The following is a 16,831-nucleotide window of genomic DNA, read 5'->3' on the forward strand; positions in this document are numbered from 1 at the left end:
GATATAGGTTTTACTTTATATTTCTTGTATATTCACATTTCGGAAAATTATCGCAGCCCCAGAAAAATCCATATTTGCCATTTCTTTTAATAAGGTTTCCTCCACAATTTGGGCATGAAATATTTCGGCTGAGATTAGAATTGGCTATTATTCTTTTATCTTCAGTACGGTTGTTTATTCTTGCATGGAGAATTGTTGCGACAATTTCGTTCTTGGTTCGTTCGTTAATATAAGCTGAATCATATTTTTTAATGGTTTTGACCAACTTATTGGTATAAACCACATCAGTATATGTTTTGGTTTTAAGAGTTGCTCTTTTTGTAAATACAATTATCGAGTAATATCTCAAATACTTATAATTTTTCAGGACGTGCTTTAAAGCATAAATATGACCCTGGTTTTGTAAAACAGGGTTGTAAAATTTACGTCTGTACTTATAAATAACCTGATACCAGTACCTGTCTTTTTCATAGCCTAAAATCCAGCCTTTATAATTTTTGGTTTCAATAACAAATATTCCGTAATCTGAAACAATGATGTGATCTATCTGTGAAATAGAGCCTTTAATCTTTAATTCAATATTATTCAGGACAATATATTCTTTATTATTTAATCTTTTAAGGGTTTCAGAAACCCTGCGCTCGCCAATATATCCCTTTATTTTTGGAGTGTAATATTTAATGACCAGGAATAAGATGCCTAGAATAAAAATAATTAAAAAGCTAATATCCATGCTGTTTTTATATATTTATCTGCTCTTTGAGATTGACCACCTTTTCGGGATCTTAATTTTCAGATAAAAGAGAAAATGATTCTTACAAACCTTTGGATGCTTATAAGAAAAGTGATTCTGTGACAAAGTAAGGATTAAATATTTAATCGGTAAGAAAAGCAATCAATTCTATAGGCTTTAATTCTAAATTTTAGTTCGTCTCTTTTTTTTAAAATTTATTAACAGCTCAGGTCTTATGGAAATTCAATATTTAAAAGTTTCTTTGTTTTTCTGTCAAAAGCTACATTGATAAAAGGAAAAGTGTTATCCCTTTGAGATACTTCTCTAATTAATATAGTATGCCCCAAATTGGAGTCATCTATAAACTCAAATCCTTGAAACTGTATTCTTTTTATGGCCCCAAGTTTGGATTTCATTGAAGAAAGTGCTTCATAAACAAGATGATCTTCAGGTTTAAATTTTGTATCAAACATATCAAGTATTCCTTTGTAATTTTCACTGGTTAAAAAAGAATTAAACTTTTCTATTTCAGGATAAATGCTTTTTACTTCCTGTAGTTCTTTTTTAGAAAATGTTTTAGAAATACTAGTACCATCTGGCAATATTATTTTTGCCTTAATTAAATCGTAATTATCCGGATTCTGGTTTTGGAAAATGATAAAAGCAATATTGGCGGCATTGGAAATTGCCCTATTTGGTTGTTTGTTTATTAATTTACTATCCTTTATAATTAATTCAAAATAATCATTGGCTTGCGTATTTAAAGTCTCAACACCCTTATTCGTTACAACTGAACCGCCATAAAATTTCTGAACTTCCTCAACAGATTTTTTGTCTTCAGATGTTGTTGCTACCTTATTGCAGCCTGATAGAATAATTAGAATTAAAAAGGATAAAATTTTAATTGCTTTCATGGATTATTTAATTAGTTTATAGAATTTATGCTAACGCTTAACTTTACTGATTGTGTAAATTGAAATGATATAGTCTATAAAAATAAATAATTTTGACTTGAAAACAATTTAAAATATAAGATAATTGAAAATAGAACTGCTTAACAGAAAAAATCTGCTCCCATAAGAAACAGATTTATTTTAATTAAAGAAATTAAGCTTAGTTATTCGTCACTGAAAGCTTCACTTCAATATTACCTCTTGTCGCATTAGAATACGGACAGATCTGATGCGCTTTTTCAGTCAGCTCCTGCGCTTCTTCAATAGAAACTCCTGGAATATTCACGTCCAGCTCTGCAGCCAAACCGAAACCTCCATTTTCAATCTGTCCTATGCTGATCTGGGCAGTTACTGTTGTCTCACCGGTTTTTACTTTAGATAAACTGATCACTCTGTTAAGGGCACTGTCAAAACAGGCTGAGTATCCTGCTGCAAAAAGCATTTCAGGATTCGCAAAATCATCACTGCCACCACCTAAAGCTTTGGGCATTTTTACTTCAAGATCCAAAACACCGTTTTCACTTTTTACATGGCCGTTTCTTCCACCCTGTGCGGTTACCTTTGTTGTATATAACGTTTTCATTTATTTTTCTATTTTGTTTAATATTTTTTGAACAGTTTCTTTAAGATGAAGTAGATCTTCCGTCTCTACACCTATTTTTTTTTGTATTTTTCCCGGAATTTCACAGGCTTTCTGCTTCAGCTGTTTCCCTGATTCCGTTAAAAATACTTCAACCACTCTTTCATCTTCTTTTTTTCGCTTTCTGTCAATAATTCCTTTATTTTCCAGCCTTTTCAGAAGAGGCGTTAACGTTCCGCTGTCCAGGAACAGCTTTTCGCCAATATGGTTTACTGCAAGACCGTCATTTTCCCATAATACCATCATCACGAGATATTGTGGATAGGTAATATCAATCTCATCAAGAAACGGGCGGTAAAGTCCCGTAATCTCTTTTGCAATCACATACAGCGGGAAGCAGATCTGATTTTCTAATTGTAAAGATTTTGAATTTTCCATAAAGCCGGATATGAAGATTGTTGAATATATTATTTTTTGATGATGAATTCCTCCATTGGAACTCTTACCTTTTTCATCGTTGAAAGCCAGTCGTTGGCAGCATCTCTGTAACCAAGATATAGAAGGCTGACACTTTTTAATCCTAATTCTTTAAGATTAAGAATTTCATCCACAACTTCATTGCTGAATCCTTCCGCCGGTGTGCTGTCAATTTTTAATTCTGCGGCCTGTGCCATGGCTAAACCTAATGCAATATAAGTCTGACGTGCTGTATGAGCAAAATGTTCTTCAGGAGTCTGAGCTCCATACATTTCCTTGATCTTATCGGTATAGCTGCTGAAGCGTCCTCTTGGTAAGTCTCTTACATCGGTATGATGATCGTATACTTTATCAATTTTTTCATTCGAATAACTGTCCCAGGCAGCAAATACCAAAACATGTGAACTGTCTCTCATCACTTCAGGATTCAGTGCTCCCTTTACCATTTTTTCTTTTAATTCCTGGTTTTCTACCACGATAATCCGGAAAGGCTGAAGGCCCGATGATGTAGGGGCCAGTCTGGCTGCTTCCAAAATGGTGTTAAGATCTTGTTCTGATACTTTTTTTGAAGGATCATATGCTTTTACTGCATGTCTCCACTGTAAATCTTCTATTAATGACATTTATTTTATTTTAAAATTATACTTCTTGATGTGATTCAAACCTGCACATCAAAATCACAGTACAAATGTATAGCTATTTAAATTGTGCACAATTTAATTTTGATAGATTTAATTGATAGTGATTTTAGAGAAAAACGAAATAACTGAAGGGAGAAAAAGAATTCAGCAGGAATCGGATTTTTTAAAAAGTCTTTTAATTGAAACTTTGCAGTAGAATTTTAAACAAAAAAACAATGCAGCGATTTAAAAACAAAACAGCCCTGATCACAGGGGGAACCAATGGAATGGGATACGCAACAGCGCAACAGTTCATTAGCGAAGGTGGAAATGTAGTCATTACAGGAAGAACCGAAGAAACTGTAAACAATGCCTTAAAAAAATTGGGCAGTCAGGCTCAAGGAATCGTTTCTGATGCGGGAAGTATGAAAGATCTTATGAATCTGCAGCAGGAGGTAAGAAAATATACGGAAACCATTGATGTACTTTTTGCCAATGCCGGTTTCGGGAAATTTTTTCCTATTGAAAGTGTGGATGAGAATCATTTTGATGAGCTTTTCAATGTGCTTGTGAAAGGTCCTTTTTTTACGGTGCAGCAAATATTGCCGTTGATGAAAAAAGGAAGTTCTGTAATATTCAATACTTCTGTGGCCACAGAGATTGCCATGCCCAATTTTTCAGTTTATTCTGCAGCAAAATCAGCGGTACAGTCTTTTATCAAAACATTTGCAGTAGAACTTACAGAGCGTGGAATACGGGTGAACGGAGTCAGTCCGGGGCATGTTAAAACCAATATTTTTAGTCATACAGGTTTGAATGCAGAACAAATTGAAGATGCCGTTCGTGATATCATTCCAACAATTCCTTTTAAAAGACAGGGCGAGCCAGCAGAAATTGCCAATACCGTATTATTTCTTGCTTCAGAAGAGGCGTCTTATATTCACGGGACAGAAATTAAAGTGGATGCTGGAATTTCCATCATCAGATAAATTAAAAATACCCCATCATTTTTTTGACAGGGGATTTTTGTAAGAAATCAATTATTTTCTTCATCAGGCTGCTTCAGGCAGTATTTCGTCTGGAAATAGAAGTTACTGATGAACTTCATTGACCTGTTTGATGATATTGGTATTATTCTCAATACCGATATCAAAGGCTTTTCCTTTTTTGTGACTTTGAGTAGCTCTTTCCAGAAGTGTTTTGTAACCATCACTTTTTTTGGAAAGATAAAAGACCTGAGGACTTATTCCAATGGATACACGCATGAATTCTGCCGGTTTTTCCGGATCTTCAGCAAGGTTGGTAATTACTGAATTTTTATACCAGGTCAGGTTCTGTGAACTTGAACTGCCGGAACAGGATGTGATCATAAATAGTATTAATAATATATAAGTCCAGGGTTTCATAGAGAAATATTTATAAACAGCTTCTGCAATTTAATCTTTAATCTGCAGAAGCTATATAAGTTAATTAAAATCCACAGCCTCCAACATTTGGAGCCGGTGATGGAGAACATCCTGAAAGTGATGAGAATGTAGTCAATACACAGTTGGTATTGATTAAATTGTCATCATACAGATAAGAGGCACTAGGGCTTCTGTAGTATACACTTCCTGATGTGTTGGCATAAGTAGATACTGATGCAGATCCGCAGGTGGTATTGATACATGCATTTCTCCAGGCTGTATCCGTTACAGGTCCGCTGGAGAACAGGGAAGGATCAATAATTCTTTTTTCGGTAACACCGGATGCATTTTTATAGCTTACCAGAATGGCAACGTGATAACTCCATGACACGCAGCATGTTCCTGTAGATGCTCTTAGATTTCCATACACAAACTGCTTTTCACAGTCGTAGCCGTTGTTATTCAGGATTTGTCTCATTTTATGAGCTCTTGCATAGCATCCATCTACAGGATATCTGAATGTAATGCATGGAGAAGACGCAGTAGATGTTCCGCATGCCTGATTTTTGATCAGGGCAAACATACTGTTCAGCGTAGCTACGTTAGGAAGAACACTTGTTAACTTGTTGGTTTCACTTTTAGCTTCTTTTGTAAAAGCAGATTTAAAATAACGGATATCCTCTGCGCTTCCTTTTTCTACTTTTGCAATTTCGTGGGTGTTAGGCTTGATGAAAACCTGGATCGGCGTTTCATTTTTTACTGCTTCTCTGATCAGGCTGATGTATTCTTCATTTTCTTTTGTAGGCGAGATGGTATAGAACTGTGCAGTAACAATGAAAGAAACTTTCAGAGTTCCGTTTTCATCTTCTATCCCTACCGGTACTGTTTTTCCCAAGTCCGTAAGATTTTTGCTGATGGTTTCAGTCTGACTCATTTGCTGCTCTGCGTTAGAGTCGTTACAGGCATTGAATGACAGAGCTGCCACAAATACCATCATTGATAACATTAATTTTTTCATAATTCTCATAGTTTGGTGGTTTGTAATAATATTAAGTTTTGGTGTGTCGTTTTTTGAAAATACAATAAAAATAGTTCACTTTATTGTGATATTAAAAGTAAATAAAAATACAATACCGACAAACTATTTTTTAATAAAAATTCAATTGTCTTGAAAAATATGGATGGAAATTGCTTTTTTAAATAACTGAAAGCCGTTTTTATTACGAATGAATTAATACTATAGAATATATAAAAAATCCCGCTCAGGATAATGGCGGGATAGGTTTATTTTCAAAGAATTAGGGCTTGTTTTTCATCAGGCTGCTTTGCAAGACAATATCTTTGATGAGTGCTTCCTGATAATAATATAAATTACTGTCTTCGCCCATCTGGTTTTCCAGGACAATAATACTTACATCCGAACCGGGAACATATGCATTCAGAGATGCGAAACCATCCCCCAGACCTGTGTGTCCTAAATATGGAATGTTATTATATTTCACAATACGTATATTATAACCGTAACCTGATTCCTTTTTTCCAAATACATCATGCTGCGACAAAGCCGATGAGGTAGTCATGAACTTATAACTTTTAGAACTCAGAATTTTCCCTTTATGAAGGAGTGAATTCCAAAGTGCCATATCTTCTGCTGTACTAATCACGCCATCAGCAGGCATATTTTCATCAGTGATAAATGAATTTTCAACAGGAGTAAAATTATTGTCCTTATTCATATGTCCCGAGACAAGATTTCTGCGGTTATCTTTAGAATAGCAGAAGGTATTTTTCAGATGAAGTTCTTTGAACAGGTCGGTAGCCTGCCGGATATATGATATACCGGAAGTTTTTTCAATGATCTTTCCTAAAAGGATATTCGACAGATTTCCATACTTAAATTCTGTACCCGGTTTAAACAGTAAAGGTTTCTCAATATCAATAATGCCATGGGTATGATTCAGGAGCTGATGTACAGTAACCGAATCTGCCCAGGGCTGTGTAAGGGAAGGAAGGTACTTTTTGATGGGCGCCTGCAGATCCAGTTTTCCTTGTTCAAATTGCTTTAATACCAATACGGAAGTAATCTGTTTGGTATTGGACATAATTTCAAACTGATCGTTCATTTTCAAAGGAACTTTCGTTCGGCTGTCTTGGAAACCATAAGCTTTCGAGTACTTCATTTTTCCGTTTTGGGTGATCAGGACCACACCGTTGAAATGTCTGGGAGAGGTAGGAGACTGTATTAAGCTGTCAATGCGTCTGGCATAATCATTTTTGCTTTGGCCATAAAATACGGATGCTGAAAAAAGGAATGCTGTAACGCAGAAGATTCTGATAACTGGTTTCATTGGCTTAAAAGTTTAGAGTTGGTGTGATATTATAAGAGACCAAAATTAAGTTTTAAAATAATACAGGATCAAAAAACTTTGAAATAAAAAACTGCAGAATTTAGAATCGTGATTCATTTGTAAATAAAGAAACCGACTGTAAAGCTACGGTCGGTTTTTATTTCTTTAAGATTTTTATTATTTAGTAACAAGCTCAGCTCCGAAAACATCTGCAAAATGCTTTCTGATGCTGGCTTTCAGATGTTCTACTTCCTCGGTTGTCAATTCTCTTTCAAGTTCTCTTTTTACAGAAGTTACCTGCTTATCTTTGATCCCGCAAGGAATAATATATTCAAAATAACGCATATCCGTATTAACATTTAAAGCAAAACCATGAAGGGTAACCCATCGGGATGCTTTCACACCCATGGCACAGATTTTTCTTGCATAAGGCTTTCCTACGTCCAGCCAAACCCCGGTTTCTCCCGGTGAACGCTCACCTTTAAGACCAAACTCACCAATCGCTCTGATGATCACCTCTTCAAGATTCCTCATATACAAATGAATATCTGTAAAAAAGTTTTCAAGATCTAAAATCGGGTAGCCCACGATCTGTCCGAAACCATGATAAGTAATGTCTCCACCACGATTTACTTTGACAAACGTAGCATCAATTTCTTTCAGCTTATCAATTCCGGCAAGCATATTTTCTTCATGACCACTTTTTCCCAAAGTATAAACATGAGGATGCTCTACCAATAAAAGGTGGTTGGGCGTGGTAATGTGTTCTTCAGCAGGCAGATCACGGTTTTTTATTTTGGTATCAATAATATTTTTCATCAGGCTTTCCTGATAATCCCAGGCAGGCTGATATTCTTTTATACCCAGATCTTCAAATTCTACTGATTTATTTTGATTTGTATTCATACGTCTGTTCTTTATATGAAATCGGAGTTTCATACTATTTTCTGAACAACAAATTTAGTGAATTTTAAGCTTTTATGGAATGGATAAAATCTATGGCAGCATTCTTCCAGTCTTTATGGTTCAACAGAACATTCACAAAGGCAGTTCCTATGATTCCTCCATCTGCTTTTTCTGTTACATTTTCAAAATCTTCTTTTGATTTGATCCCAAAACCGATCATCAGAGGATTTTTAATAGGTAGTGAAGCGAGCCTTGACAGGTAACTTTCATTTTTCAGAACAGCAGTATCATTTCCGGTGGTAGATGAAGAACTTACTGCATACAGAAACCCTGAACTTAAAGAATCCAGGTATAAAATCCTTTCATCAGAAGTTTCAGGAGTGATGAGAAACGTAAAATTAAGGTTATATTTTTTTAAGACCTGCTGGTAATTTTTTTCGAATTCAATAGGAGGAAGGTCAGGAATAATCAATCCGGAAACACCGCTTTCCGAACATTCTTTACAGAATTCTTCAAATCCGAAACTTAACACAGGATTGATGTATCCCATCAGAATAATCGGGATCTGTATCTCATCTTTTACCGTTTTCAGCTGGGAAAACAGTTTTTCAATGGTCATTCCGTTTTTTAAAGCCAGCTCATGAGCCTGCTGAATCACAGGGCCGTCAGCTACAGGATCGGAATAGGGCATCCCGATTTCCATCATATCTGCGCCGGATTGCTGGATCAGTTGTATAATGTCCGCAGTATCTTCCAGTTGTGGAATTCCTGCTGTAAAGTATATGTTTAGTTTTTTCATTTTTATTGTTTTAATGTAATGGGTAAAAGGCAAAAAGGTAAAAGTATAATGTATAAAGTAAGGCGTAGAGATACATTGTACATTTTACATCCGACATTTTACAAATTTTTAAGATACGTTTCCATATCCTTATCCCCACGTCCGCTTAAGCAAATGACAATAACATCATCTTCATTGAATTTCTTTTTATCTAAAACGGCCAGTGCATGAGAGCTTTCCAAAGCCGGGATAATACCTTCCAGTTTCGTTAATTCAAAAGCGGATTGTAAAGCTTCATCATCATTGATACTGAAAAATTCTGCACGGTTTTCTTTGAACAGATGAGCATGGAAAGGCCCGATTCCCGGATAATCAAGTCCTGCGGAAATGGAGTGGGGCTCTATGACCTGCCCGTCTTCAGTTTGCATTACAAGACTTTTGCTTCCGTGAAGAACGCCCAATGTCCCCAGAAAAGTAGTGGCAGCAGATTTCCCTGAGTGGATGCCGAAACCGCCGGCTTCTGCCGCAATGATTTTCACCTCTTTTTCTTCTACAAAATGATAAAAAGTCCCTGCAGCATTACTTCCACCACCTACACAGGCAATCACATAATCAGGATTTTCTCTTCCGATTTTTTTTTTCTTTTAACTGTTCTCTGATTTCCTTTGAAATGATGCTCTGAAATCTGGCTACCAGATCCGGAAAAGGATGAGGTCCTACCACACTTCCGATCACATAATGAGTCGTCACAGGATTATTGATCCAGTCTCTCAAAGCTTCATTCACTGCATCTTTCAGGGTTTTAGAGCCTGAAACAGCCGGAACAACTTCTGCTCCCAGCATTTTCATTCTTGCTACATTCGGAGCCTGTCGTTGGATATCTATTTCTCCCATGTAAACAATACATTCCAGGCCAAGCAAAGCACAAGCGGTTGCTGTAGCGACACCGTGCTGGCCGGCTCCGGTTTCGGCAATAATTCTTGTTTTTCCTAAACGTTTAGCCAGAAGAACCTGTCCCAGCGCATTATTGATCTTATGGGCGCCGGTATGGTTGAGGTCTTCCCTTTTTAAATAGATCCGGGTATTGTATTTCTTACTTAAATTTTTAGCAAAATAGAGTGGAGTAGCACGTCCTACATAATTTTTAAGAAGATCCTGATACTCCGTTTGAAAGCTGTCAGATTCTATGATCTTAAGGTAGTTTTCCTGTAATTCCTTTACATTCGGATATAGCATTTCCGGGATAAAAGCACCTCCAAATTCTCCATAATATCCGTGTTCATCAGGGTTTTTATAATTCATTGTATTGTTCTTTTGTTATTAAATAAGCATTATTTTCTGAACTCAAATTCAAGAGTATTTCTTTATTTTGTTCAGAAATATTAAAAATTAAAATATCATCGTCTTCCGCTGTGATCCAGCCGATTTCAGTCTTTTCTACTATACTTTTAGCTTTATTTTCTAAAATTTGAATACCACACCGCTGATAAAACGGTCGCAGATCTGCAAAGCAGAAACCAACAGTTTCAATATTTCTTTGCATCATATTTTTTTTAAATAGCTGAACCAACTTTGATCCGTATCCTTTCTTTTCCTGACCGGCAACCAATCCGACTGCCTCAGCAAGAGAATACTGCTTTCCTGAGATCTCTAAAACGAAATCAAAATTAAGCCGGATAACCACCAGTATTTCATCATTTGAATTGAACAGAAAATGAAATTCAGAATTTTCAAAAAGGTTCCGGAAATGAGTAAGCTTCATTTCTTTCCATTCAGAAATATTCCAAAGGATTAAAATATGTTGTATTTCATCATCCGACAGCTCATCCGGCGTTTTTATTTTATAATTCATCTGTCAGACTGTTTATAAATTGAATGTTATAATTGCGCTGCTGTCTGGTAATGAGCTTTTTATGATGTAGTAATTCAATCTTACTGATGAGATCAATTAATGTTGCGACATCTATTTTTGATTCATACATGGTAACGGCAATTTCCAGGTTGTCGATCAGGAAATAAGGATCTGAATCCTCGTAAAGCAGAAATATTTTAGCATAAATTTTTCCGAGATCATATTTCACATTCGCTCTGACATGGCTGTCTAAAAATTTGTCTGAAATAATGACAAGATAATAGCTGTTCCATAAGCCGATTCTTTCAAAAAAATACTGAATATCAATTCCCTCGAAAGTTTTGATAATTTCTGTAAATTCCTGCAATTGCCCATCAATGGTCCAGTATTCCGCATCGTTGTCATTTTGAGACACAAAATTATACAGAGACTGGATTTTTTTATTTCCGAACTTTGGCGGAAATAAGGTTTTGTAAAATGTTTTTTTTAACAGATGGATGTTCATCATCTTAGTGTGTATTTTTTTTAGCTGTTCCTTTAGAACGCTTTCGAAATGAATTTTCTTATTTTGTCCAGGTCTTTATTTCCCGGTTCCAGTTCAAATTTTGAGTTGATATCTATTACAAAAGGCAGCTTGTACAGTAGTCTGATATTTTTTGCATTTTCTTCTGAAATCCCACCGCTCAGAAAATAGGGAAGTGAGATCTCAAATTCATTCAGAATCGTCCAGTCGAACTGTTTTCCTGTTCCTCCGAATGCAGTTCCGTCCGTATCGAAAAGGAAATAATCTACCATTGAAACATGAGAATTGATGATTTGTTCAATTTTTTTTCTCTTTTTCTGATCATTATTGCCGATCCTGATCACTTTTATAATTTTAATTTCCGGTTTGAGATTTTGCCTTAACTGTTCAACAAAATCTTCATTTTCATCACCGTGAAGCTGTATCAGATTCAATCCAGCTTTTTCTGTAATATCTATAATGGTGTCAATTCTTTCATTCACAAAAACACCAGTTTTCCCATTGTGGTCAATATGTGAAATATCTTCCGAACTCAAATGGTTCAACACATATCTTGGCGATTTTTCATAAAAAATAAAACCCAGGAAATCTGTTTTCAAGGAAATCAGTTCATGAATTTGATTTATTCTGGTCAATCCACACACTTTTAGTTTCGGCTGTTGGTTTTGATTCATGATTAAACAGTTACATTGCTATATTGGAAACAAATTCAGCAAATTTGTTTGCAGGATCTTCATTTTTCATGAAATATTCTCCCATCAGAAATCCGTCGAACCCTTTATTTTTTAAATATTTAAAATCTTCCTCACTGTAAATACCACTTTCGGCTACAGACAAAACATTTTTCGGAAGCAGATCTTTTAGCTGCACAGAATGCTGAAGATCCACTTTGAAATCTTTTAAATTTCTGTTATTGATCCCTACAAGATCAATTTTAGGATTAAAATGTTCCAGTTCTTCATCTGTATGAATTTCCAAAAGAACTTCCAGATCAAGGCTATGAGCCAGTTCGGTGAATTCCTGAACCTGAGAGGGCGAAAGACAGGCTGCGATCAGTAAAACTGCATCAGCCCCAATACTTTTGGCTTCATAAAACTGGTATTCATCCACCATAAAATCCTTTCTTAAGATTGGAATAGTGATATAGTTTCTTACGTTCAGGATGTCATCAAAACTTCCTCCAAAAAAATCCTTATCGGTAAGAATTGAAATTCCGGATGCTCCAAAATATTCATAGGCAGAAGTCACGCTTAAAGGTTGAGCCCTGTCATTAATAATTCCTTTTGAAGGAGATTTTCTTTTGAATTCAGCAATGATACCACTTTTGTTTTTTACAGACTCTTTCAGTGAGTAACTTTTTCTTCCAAAAAATTCTGAATTTTTCAGACGCTCAACTGAAATGCCTGCTTTTGAAACTGCAATTTCTTCCTTTTTTCTTTCAATAATTTTATCCAGTATGGTCATGTGTTTGTTTTTTGTTGAAGTTAGAAGTATCACTAAATACTTGTAATCCTACTATCAACCATTAACTAATAATTCAAGGCTTCTCAATGCTTTTCCGCTTTCCAGACTTTCTTTCGCCATCAGTAAGCAGTTTTCATAGGCTCCGAATTTTCGGGTATGATAAAGTGCTGTTGATGCATTGGCAAGAATTACCGAATTTTGTTGTACTGATCCATTTCCCTCTAGGATATTTCTGAATATTTTTGCTGATTCCTGAGGTGTTTCGCCCCCTTTAATACTTTCCGGACTTACAGAATCAAATCCCAGATCTTCTGCTGAATAGATCTCTTCACCGGCTTTTGTAATGATCTTGCTATCCTGGGTAAGACTTATCTCATCATATCCATCCAAACCATGCACGAGAATAAATTCATGTGCTTCTTTCTGCAAAAGATATTGATAGATCCTTGCAATTTCAAGATTGTAAACTCCAATCACCGAATATTTTGGTTTGGCAGGATTGACAAGAGGTCCCAGAAGGTTAAAAAATGTTCTCAGCCCCAACGCTTTCCTTAGAGCTCCAACCGATTGCAGGGCGGGATGAAAATAAGGAGCATGGAGAAAACAGATATTAGCTTTATCAAGTTCTTCGTTCAGTTGATCTGAATTGTTCTTAAACTGATAGCCCAGCTCTTCCATTACATTAGATGATCCTGTGGTAGCGGAAGCTCCGTAATTTCCATGTTTAGTCACTTTCTGTCCTGTGCCCGCAACGACAAAGCTTGCCAGGGTTGATATATTGATCGTATTTTTTCCGTCGCCTCCGGTTCCTACGATATCCATTGCGTCGTGACTGTCAATATTAACATCAACTGCCATTTTTAAAAGTGCTTCTCTGAAGCCTTCAAGTTCTTTTAAGGTAATATTCCGCATCAGAAAAATACTGATGAAGGCGGTAACTTCCGCGTCATTAAATTTATTCTGAGCGATCTCAATCATTGTTGCCTTTGCCTCAGATTTGGACAAAGTATTATGATTGAACAGATATTGTAATATTTCTTTCATTTGTGGAGTTTTTATAATGTTGGGTCCTGTTTTCAATTGAAAAGAAAGTTTTTGATAATGACTTCGCCATCAGGAGTTAAAATACTCTCAGGGTGAAACTGTACACCATGCACATCATAGGTTTTATGTTGAAGAGCCATGATCATTCCATCCTTATCTACAGCGGTAATTTCAAGTTCTTCCGGGAAACCTTCGGGATTTACTGCCCAGCTGTGGTATCTTCCCACTTCCATTCCTGAAGTCAGATTTCTGAAAATTTTTGTATTTTCTTTAACCAGCTCAGCAGAAGTTGCCACACCGTGGAAAATTTCTGAAAGATTGATCAGGTTTCCTCCAAAAGCCTCTGCAATAGCCTGCTGTCCAAGACATACTCCCAGAATACTTTTTGTAGGAGCATATTCTTTGATCAGATCCAGTAAAATTCCAGCTTCTTCCGGAATTCCAGGTCCCGGGGAAAGGATAATTTTATCATATTTCCCGATTTCTTCCAAAGTGATCTGGTCGTTTCTTACCACATCTACCTTTTGATCCAAAACCCTTTCAATAATCTGCACGAGGTTATAGGTAAAGCTGTCGTAGTTATCAAAAACCAGAACTTTAAGTTGTTCCTGAGTTGCTGACTGGTTTATATTGTTGCTCATTTTTTTGTTTTTTTAATTGTTGATAATTAATAGTTTGTATAACTGATGATTTTTAATTCATCAATAATTTATTGGCCTTATCAACTGCTTTTTTCAGGGCGTTTAATTTATTGTTTACTTCCTGCAGTTCGTTTTCGGGGATAGATTTTGCTACAAGTCCGGCCCCGGCCTGATAGTAGAGTGTATTATTTCTGCTTAAAAAAGTACGGATCATAATTGCCTGGTTGCAGGTGCCATTTAATCCGATCATTCCGATACATCCTCCATAATAGCCACGGGAATCTTTTTCGTACTGATCAATCAGCTGTAATGCTTTATGTTTTGGTGCACCGCTTAAGGTTCCCTGCGGAAAGGTTGCAGAAACCATTTCAAGTGGATTAATATTTTCGGGAAGATCAGCTGTAACTTCACTTACCATGTGAATAACGTGGGAGAAAAGCTGGATTTCTTTAAGCTTGGTAACCGTTACATTTTTTCCCAGTTTCCCAAGATCATTTCTTGCCAGATCTACCAGCATGGTATGTTCTGCATTTTCTTTCGGGTCATTTTTTAAAGCTTCAATGGATTGAAGATCAGTTTCCAGATGCCCTGTTCTTTTAAAAGTTCCGGCAATAGGATGGATGACCGCTTTGTTGTCTTTGATGATCAGTTGGCTTTCCGGGCTGGAACCGAATAATTTGTAATTTCCATAATCGAAAAAGAAAAGATAAGGAGACGGGTTGATGTTTCTAAGGGCACGATACACGTTGAATTCATCACCTTTGAATTTTTGTTCAAACCTTCTGCTCAGCACCAATTGGAAAACATCGCCTCTCATACAGTGTTTTTGGGCTGTTTTTACCAGTTCAATATATTCTTCATCCGTAAGATTAGAGGTTTCATCATCTGTTTTTTCGAAAGGATAGACCGGAGTGTTCTGATTTTTGATGAGGTTTTCAAGCAGGTAAAGTTCAGATTTTAAACCAGGAATTTGATTTTCAATAATATGCATTTCGTCGTTGTAATGATTAATCGCAATGACATATTGGTATAATCTGTAACGCATGATGGGTATTTCTACCTCAGGGCTTTGCGGTTTTAAGCTGATGTCTTCAAAAAACTGTACGGCTTCAAAACTGGTATACCCAAAAAGACTTTGAGCTGTCTGTTCAATAGGATCATGTGTAGTTTCACATTCAAAGACACTTTGGAATTCATCAAAAATGTCAGTGATATTACGCGTTCCGATAAGCTGTTTCACCGGGTCTGAACCGGGAAGCTTGATTTCAAACTCGGTCAGGTTTTTAACTTCAATTCCGGCAACGGCATTTACTGCAATAAATGAAAAGTTATTGTCTATATTCTTAGAATCTGAACTTTCCAAAAGGATGGTATCCCGGAATCTGTCCCTGATCTGAAGATAGATATTCATAGGAGTATAAAGGTCTCCCAATGTTTTTTTTGAACTGGTCTTTATGTTAATTTTTTGAATAGACATCTGATCTGTATTTTTTTGTTTTTGAATTAAATAAAAAAAAGCTTTAACGGAATCCGTCAAAGCCTATATATTGTGTATTTTAATTATCTGCTATACCATTAGCAACATGACAATACCTCCAGACCCGACGAAGAGTTTGAAAGCCACCACCAATTATTGTTGCTCATATTAAACATGGGACAAATGTAGAAATTTTTTTAATATTAAAAACAAAAAATTAAAAAAAGTAACAAACTTCCTGATTAAATTGCTTTATTTCAGTTGTTTAAGTTCTTTTTTAAGTTCCTCAAGCTTGATCTTATAACTTTCCTCATCATAAGAAGCTGTGTACGCTTCCAAAGCGATAATATATTCAGCAATAGATTCTTTATCAGTTCTGTCTGCTTCATATTTGATCCGGGCAGAGTTTACCGGTGCCAATTTTGAGTATTTAAGGACTGCTTTTCCTTCTTCTGATTCGTTATAAAGAATGACGATATTTTTTTCATATCCCGGAATGTATTTTACCGGAAAGGGAATTTCCGTTGGCGGTATTCTGATCGCATTTTCAATGGGATAAATTGTTGCACTTGTCGTAGAGAAAAATGTTGAGCTATATTTTCCGTCCGGCTTCTTGACAATGGCCTCATAATCATGAATGTACATATCATTCAAGGTGGAATTTGTCTCTACATCAGAGGTGATAATAGCGGTACTTTCGACTCCGTATTTATTTAAAAACCAAGCATTCAGATACTGTCCGGCAAAACCGTTCAGAATGGCCAACGGAAGGATAGGAGCCAGAAACCATGCTTTTTTGGTCACAAAAGAAAGTAATCCAAAGAATACAAAAAGGATAATCACAGTATAAAAACCATGATGGCTGGTGAAAAACAGGATTTTGGAAATAAAAATCATAGTTTAAATTTAAAATTATCAATTCAAATAATCGTTATCTAATCATTAATTTTCCGAAAAAATATAGAGAAGGTGAACATTTGTCATGAGTTTAAACGCTTATTTTTTATATTTTTGTCTAAATTTTATAGA

General features: G+C 35.9%; 19 protein-coding genes and 1 pseudogene. 1 reads left to right on the plus strand and 19 read right to left on the minus strand.

Translation table 11 applies throughout. From position 1 onward, the window contains the following. Positions 1–10: 10 nt before the first annotated feature. From QF044_RS03700 to QF044_RS03720, 5 genes are all read right to left on the minus strand, one after another. A complete protein-coding gene (locus tag QF044_RS03700; protein ID WP_307263798.1) occupies positions 11–733 on the minus strand; it encodes an NERD domain-containing protein in 723 nt (240 codons plus the stop codon). Between the two features lie 233 nt (positions 734–966). Beyond that, positions 967–1,647 carry a hypothetical protein gene (locus QF044_RS03705; RefSeq protein WP_307263799.1) on the minus strand — a complete coding sequence of 227 codons (681 nt, stop codon included), beginning with the start codon at positions 1,645–1,647 and terminating at the stop codon, positions 967–969. A gap of 199 nt (positions 1,648–1,846) precedes the next feature. Further along, positions 1,847–2,269 carry an organic hydroperoxide resistance protein gene (locus QF044_RS03710; protein WP_307263801.1) on the minus strand — a complete coding sequence of 141 codons (423 nt, stop codon included), beginning with the start codon at positions 2,267–2,269 and terminating at the stop codon, positions 1,847–1,849. Next, positions 2,270–2,704: a MarR family winged helix-turn-helix transcriptional regulator gene (locus QF044_RS03715; protein WP_307263804.1), complete on the minus strand. Its 435-nt coding sequence runs from the start codon at positions 2,702–2,704 to the stop codon at positions 2,270–2,272. It abuts the gene before it with no gap. Positions 2,705–2,733: 29 nt separating this feature from the next. Then, the gene (locus tag QF044_RS03720; protein WP_307263806.1) at positions 2,734–3,366 is read right to left on the minus strand and encodes an NAD(P)H-dependent oxidoreductase; all 633 of its coding nucleotides are present in this window, start codon (positions 3,364–3,366) and stop codon (positions 2,734–2,736) included. 233 nt (positions 3,367–3,599) lie between these two features. Between QF044_RS03720 and QF044_RS03725 the strand changes: the two genes are divergently transcribed. Next, positions 3,600–4,352 (plus strand): SDR family oxidoreductase, encoded by a 753-nt coding sequence (locus QF044_RS03725; RefSeq protein ID WP_307263809.1) that lies wholly within the window; start codon positions 3,600–3,602, stop codon positions 4,350–4,352. Between the two features lie 102 nt (positions 4,353–4,454). Here QF044_RS03725 and QF044_RS03730 read toward each other — a convergent pair whose 3' ends face one another. The 14 genes and pseudogenes from QF044_RS03730 to QF044_RS03795 form a co-directional block, all read right to left on the minus strand. Beyond that, positions 4,455–4,733, minus strand: a complete 279-nt coding sequence (locus QF044_RS03730; protein WP_307263812.1) for a hypothetical protein — start codon at positions 4,731–4,733, stop codon at positions 4,455–4,457. Between the two features lie 100 nt (positions 4,734–4,833). Beyond that, positions 4,834–5,787, minus strand: a complete 954-nt coding sequence (locus QF044_RS03735; RefSeq protein WP_307263814.1) for a protein-glutamine glutaminase — start codon at positions 5,785–5,787, stop codon at positions 4,834–4,836. 280 nt (positions 5,788–6,067) lie between these two features. Next, complete coding sequence (locus QF044_RS03740) at positions 6,068–7,117, minus strand: serine hydrolase (protein WP_307263816.1); 1,050 nt, start codon at positions 7,115–7,117, stop codon at positions 6,068–6,070. Between the two features lie 177 nt (positions 7,118–7,294). Continuing rightward, entirely contained in the window at positions 7,295–8,023 is a 729-nt protein-coding gene (gene lipB / locus QF044_RS03745) for a lipoyl(octanoyl) transferase LipB (protein ID WP_307263818.1), read from the minus strand. Positions 8,024–8,087: 64 nt separating this feature from the next. After that, positions 8,088–8,822 (minus strand): tryptophan synthase subunit alpha, encoded by a 735-nt coding sequence (gene trpA / locus QF044_RS03750; RefSeq protein WP_307263820.1) that lies wholly within the window; start codon positions 8,820–8,822, stop codon positions 8,088–8,090. A gap of 98 nt (positions 8,823–8,920) precedes the next feature. Next, positions 8,921–10,103 (minus strand): annotated as a pseudogene (gene trpB / locus QF044_RS03755) (tryptophan synthase subunit beta). Then, on the minus strand, positions 10,093–10,653 hold the full coding sequence (locus QF044_RS03760) for a hypothetical protein (RefSeq protein ID WP_307263822.1): 561 nt from the start codon (positions 10,651–10,653) through the stop codon (positions 10,093–10,095). Before QF044_RS03760 ends, trpB begins: the two are co-directional and overlap by 11 nt. Then, on the minus strand, positions 10,643–11,161 hold the full coding sequence (locus QF044_RS03765; RefSeq protein ID WP_307263823.1) for a hypothetical protein: 519 nt from the start codon (positions 11,159–11,161) through the stop codon (positions 10,643–10,645). The genes QF044_RS03760 and QF044_RS03765 overlap by 11 nt, the downstream gene beginning before the upstream one ends. 29 nt (positions 11,162–11,190) lie before the next feature. Beyond that, positions 11,191–11,850, minus strand: coding sequence for a phosphoribosylanthranilate isomerase (locus QF044_RS03770; RefSeq protein ID WP_307263825.1), 660 nt, complete (start codon positions 11,848–11,850; stop codon positions 11,191–11,193). A gap of 10 nt (positions 11,851–11,860) precedes the next feature. Then, positions 11,861–12,640, minus strand: coding sequence for an indole-3-glycerol phosphate synthase TrpC (trpC, locus tag QF044_RS03775; protein WP_307263827.1), 780 nt, complete (start codon positions 12,638–12,640; stop codon positions 11,861–11,863). Positions 12,641–12,694: 54 nt separating this feature from the next. Further along, positions 12,695–13,684, minus strand: a complete 990-nt coding sequence (gene trpD / locus QF044_RS03780) for an anthranilate phosphoribosyltransferase (RefSeq protein ID WP_307263829.1) — start codon at positions 13,682–13,684, stop codon at positions 12,695–12,697. Positions 13,685–13,716: 32 nt separating this feature from the next. Next, positions 13,717–14,325 carry an aminodeoxychorismate/anthranilate synthase component II gene (locus QF044_RS03785; RefSeq protein WP_307263831.1) on the minus strand — a complete coding sequence of 203 codons (609 nt, stop codon included), beginning with the start codon at positions 14,323–14,325 and terminating at the stop codon, positions 13,717–13,719. Positions 14,326–14,377: 52 nt separating this feature from the next. Then, complete coding sequence (locus tag QF044_RS03790) at positions 14,378–15,802, minus strand: anthranilate synthase component I family protein (RefSeq protein ID WP_307263833.1); 1,425 nt, start codon at positions 15,800–15,802, stop codon at positions 14,378–14,380. 252 nt (positions 15,803–16,054) lie between these two features. Continuing rightward, positions 16,055–16,699 carry a hypothetical protein gene (locus QF044_RS03795; RefSeq protein ID WP_307263836.1) on the minus strand — a complete coding sequence of 215 codons (645 nt, stop codon included), beginning with the start codon at positions 16,697–16,699 and terminating at the stop codon, positions 16,055–16,057. Positions 16,700–16,831: the final 132 nt, after the last annotated feature.

The organism is Chryseobacterium sp. W4I1 (genome assembly GCF_030816115.1).
Classification (GTDB): Bacteria; Bacteroidota; Bacteroidia; order Flavobacteriales; family Weeksellaceae; genus Chryseobacterium.

Coding starts and splice junctions, on each gene's coding strand:
- QF044_RS03730 (WP_307263812.1), bottom strand. CDS start 4,733: ATGATCACATCCTGTTCCGGCAGTTCAAGTTCACAGAACCTGACCTGG.
- QF044_RS03720 (WP_307263806.1), bottom strand. CDS start 3,366: ATGTCATTAATAGAAGATTTACAGTGGAGACATGCAGTAAAAGCATAT.
- trpA (WP_307263820.1), bottom strand. CDS start 8,822: ATGAAAAAACTAAACATATACTTTACAGCAGGAATTCCACAACTGGAA.
- QF044_RS03740 (WP_307263816.1), bottom strand. CDS start 7,117: ATGAAACCAGTTATCAGAATCTTCTGCGTTACAGCATTCCTTTTTTCA.
- QF044_RS03795 (WP_307263836.1), bottom strand. CDS start 16,699: ATGATTTTTATTTCCAAAATCCTGTTTTTCACCAGCCATCATGGTTTT.
- trpD (WP_307263829.1), bottom strand. CDS start 13,684: ATGAAAGAAATATTACAATATCTGTTCAATCATAATACTTTGTCCAAA.
- QF044_RS03725 (WP_307263809.1), top strand. CDS start 3,600: ATGCAGCGATTTAAAAACAAAACAGCCCTGATCACAGGGGGAACCAAT.
- QF044_RS03735 (WP_307263814.1), bottom strand. CDS start 5,787: ATGAAAAAATTAATGTTATCAATGATGGTATTTGTGGCAGCTCTGTCA.
- QF044_RS03705 (WP_307263799.1), bottom strand. CDS start 1,647: ATGAAAGCAATTAAAATTTTATCCTTTTTAATTCTAATTATTCTATCA.
- trpC (WP_307263827.1), bottom strand. CDS start 12,640: ATGACCATACTGGATAAAATTATTGAAAGAAAAAAGGAAGAAATTGCA.
- QF044_RS03715 (WP_307263804.1), bottom strand. CDS start 2,704: ATGGAAAATTCAAAATCTTTACAATTAGAAAATCAGATCTGCTTCCCG.
- QF044_RS03760 (WP_307263822.1), bottom strand. CDS start 10,653: ATGAATTATAAAATAAAAACGCCGGATGAGCTGTCGGATGATGAAATA.
- QF044_RS03700 (WP_307263798.1), bottom strand. CDS start 733: ATGGATATTAGCTTTTTAATTATTTTTATTCTAGGCATCTTATTCCTG.
- lipB (WP_307263818.1), bottom strand. CDS start 8,023: ATGAATACAAATCAAAATAAATCAGTAGAATTTGAAGATCTGGGTATA.
- QF044_RS03770 (WP_307263825.1), bottom strand. CDS start 11,850: ATGAATCAAAACCAACAGCCGAAACTAAAAGTGTGTGGATTGACCAGA.
- QF044_RS03765 (WP_307263823.1), bottom strand. CDS start 11,161: ATGATGAACATCCATCTGTTAAAAAAAACATTTTACAAAACCTTATTT.
- QF044_RS03710 (WP_307263801.1), bottom strand. CDS start 2,269: ATGAAAACGTTATATACAACAAAGGTAACCGCACAGGGTGGAAGAAAC.
- QF044_RS03785 (WP_307263831.1), bottom strand. CDS start 14,325: ATGAGCAACAATATAAACCAGTCAGCAACTCAGGAACAACTTAAAGTT.
- QF044_RS03790 (WP_307263833.1), bottom strand. CDS start 15,802: ATGTCTATTCAAAAAATTAACATAAAGACCAGTTCAAAAAAAACATTG.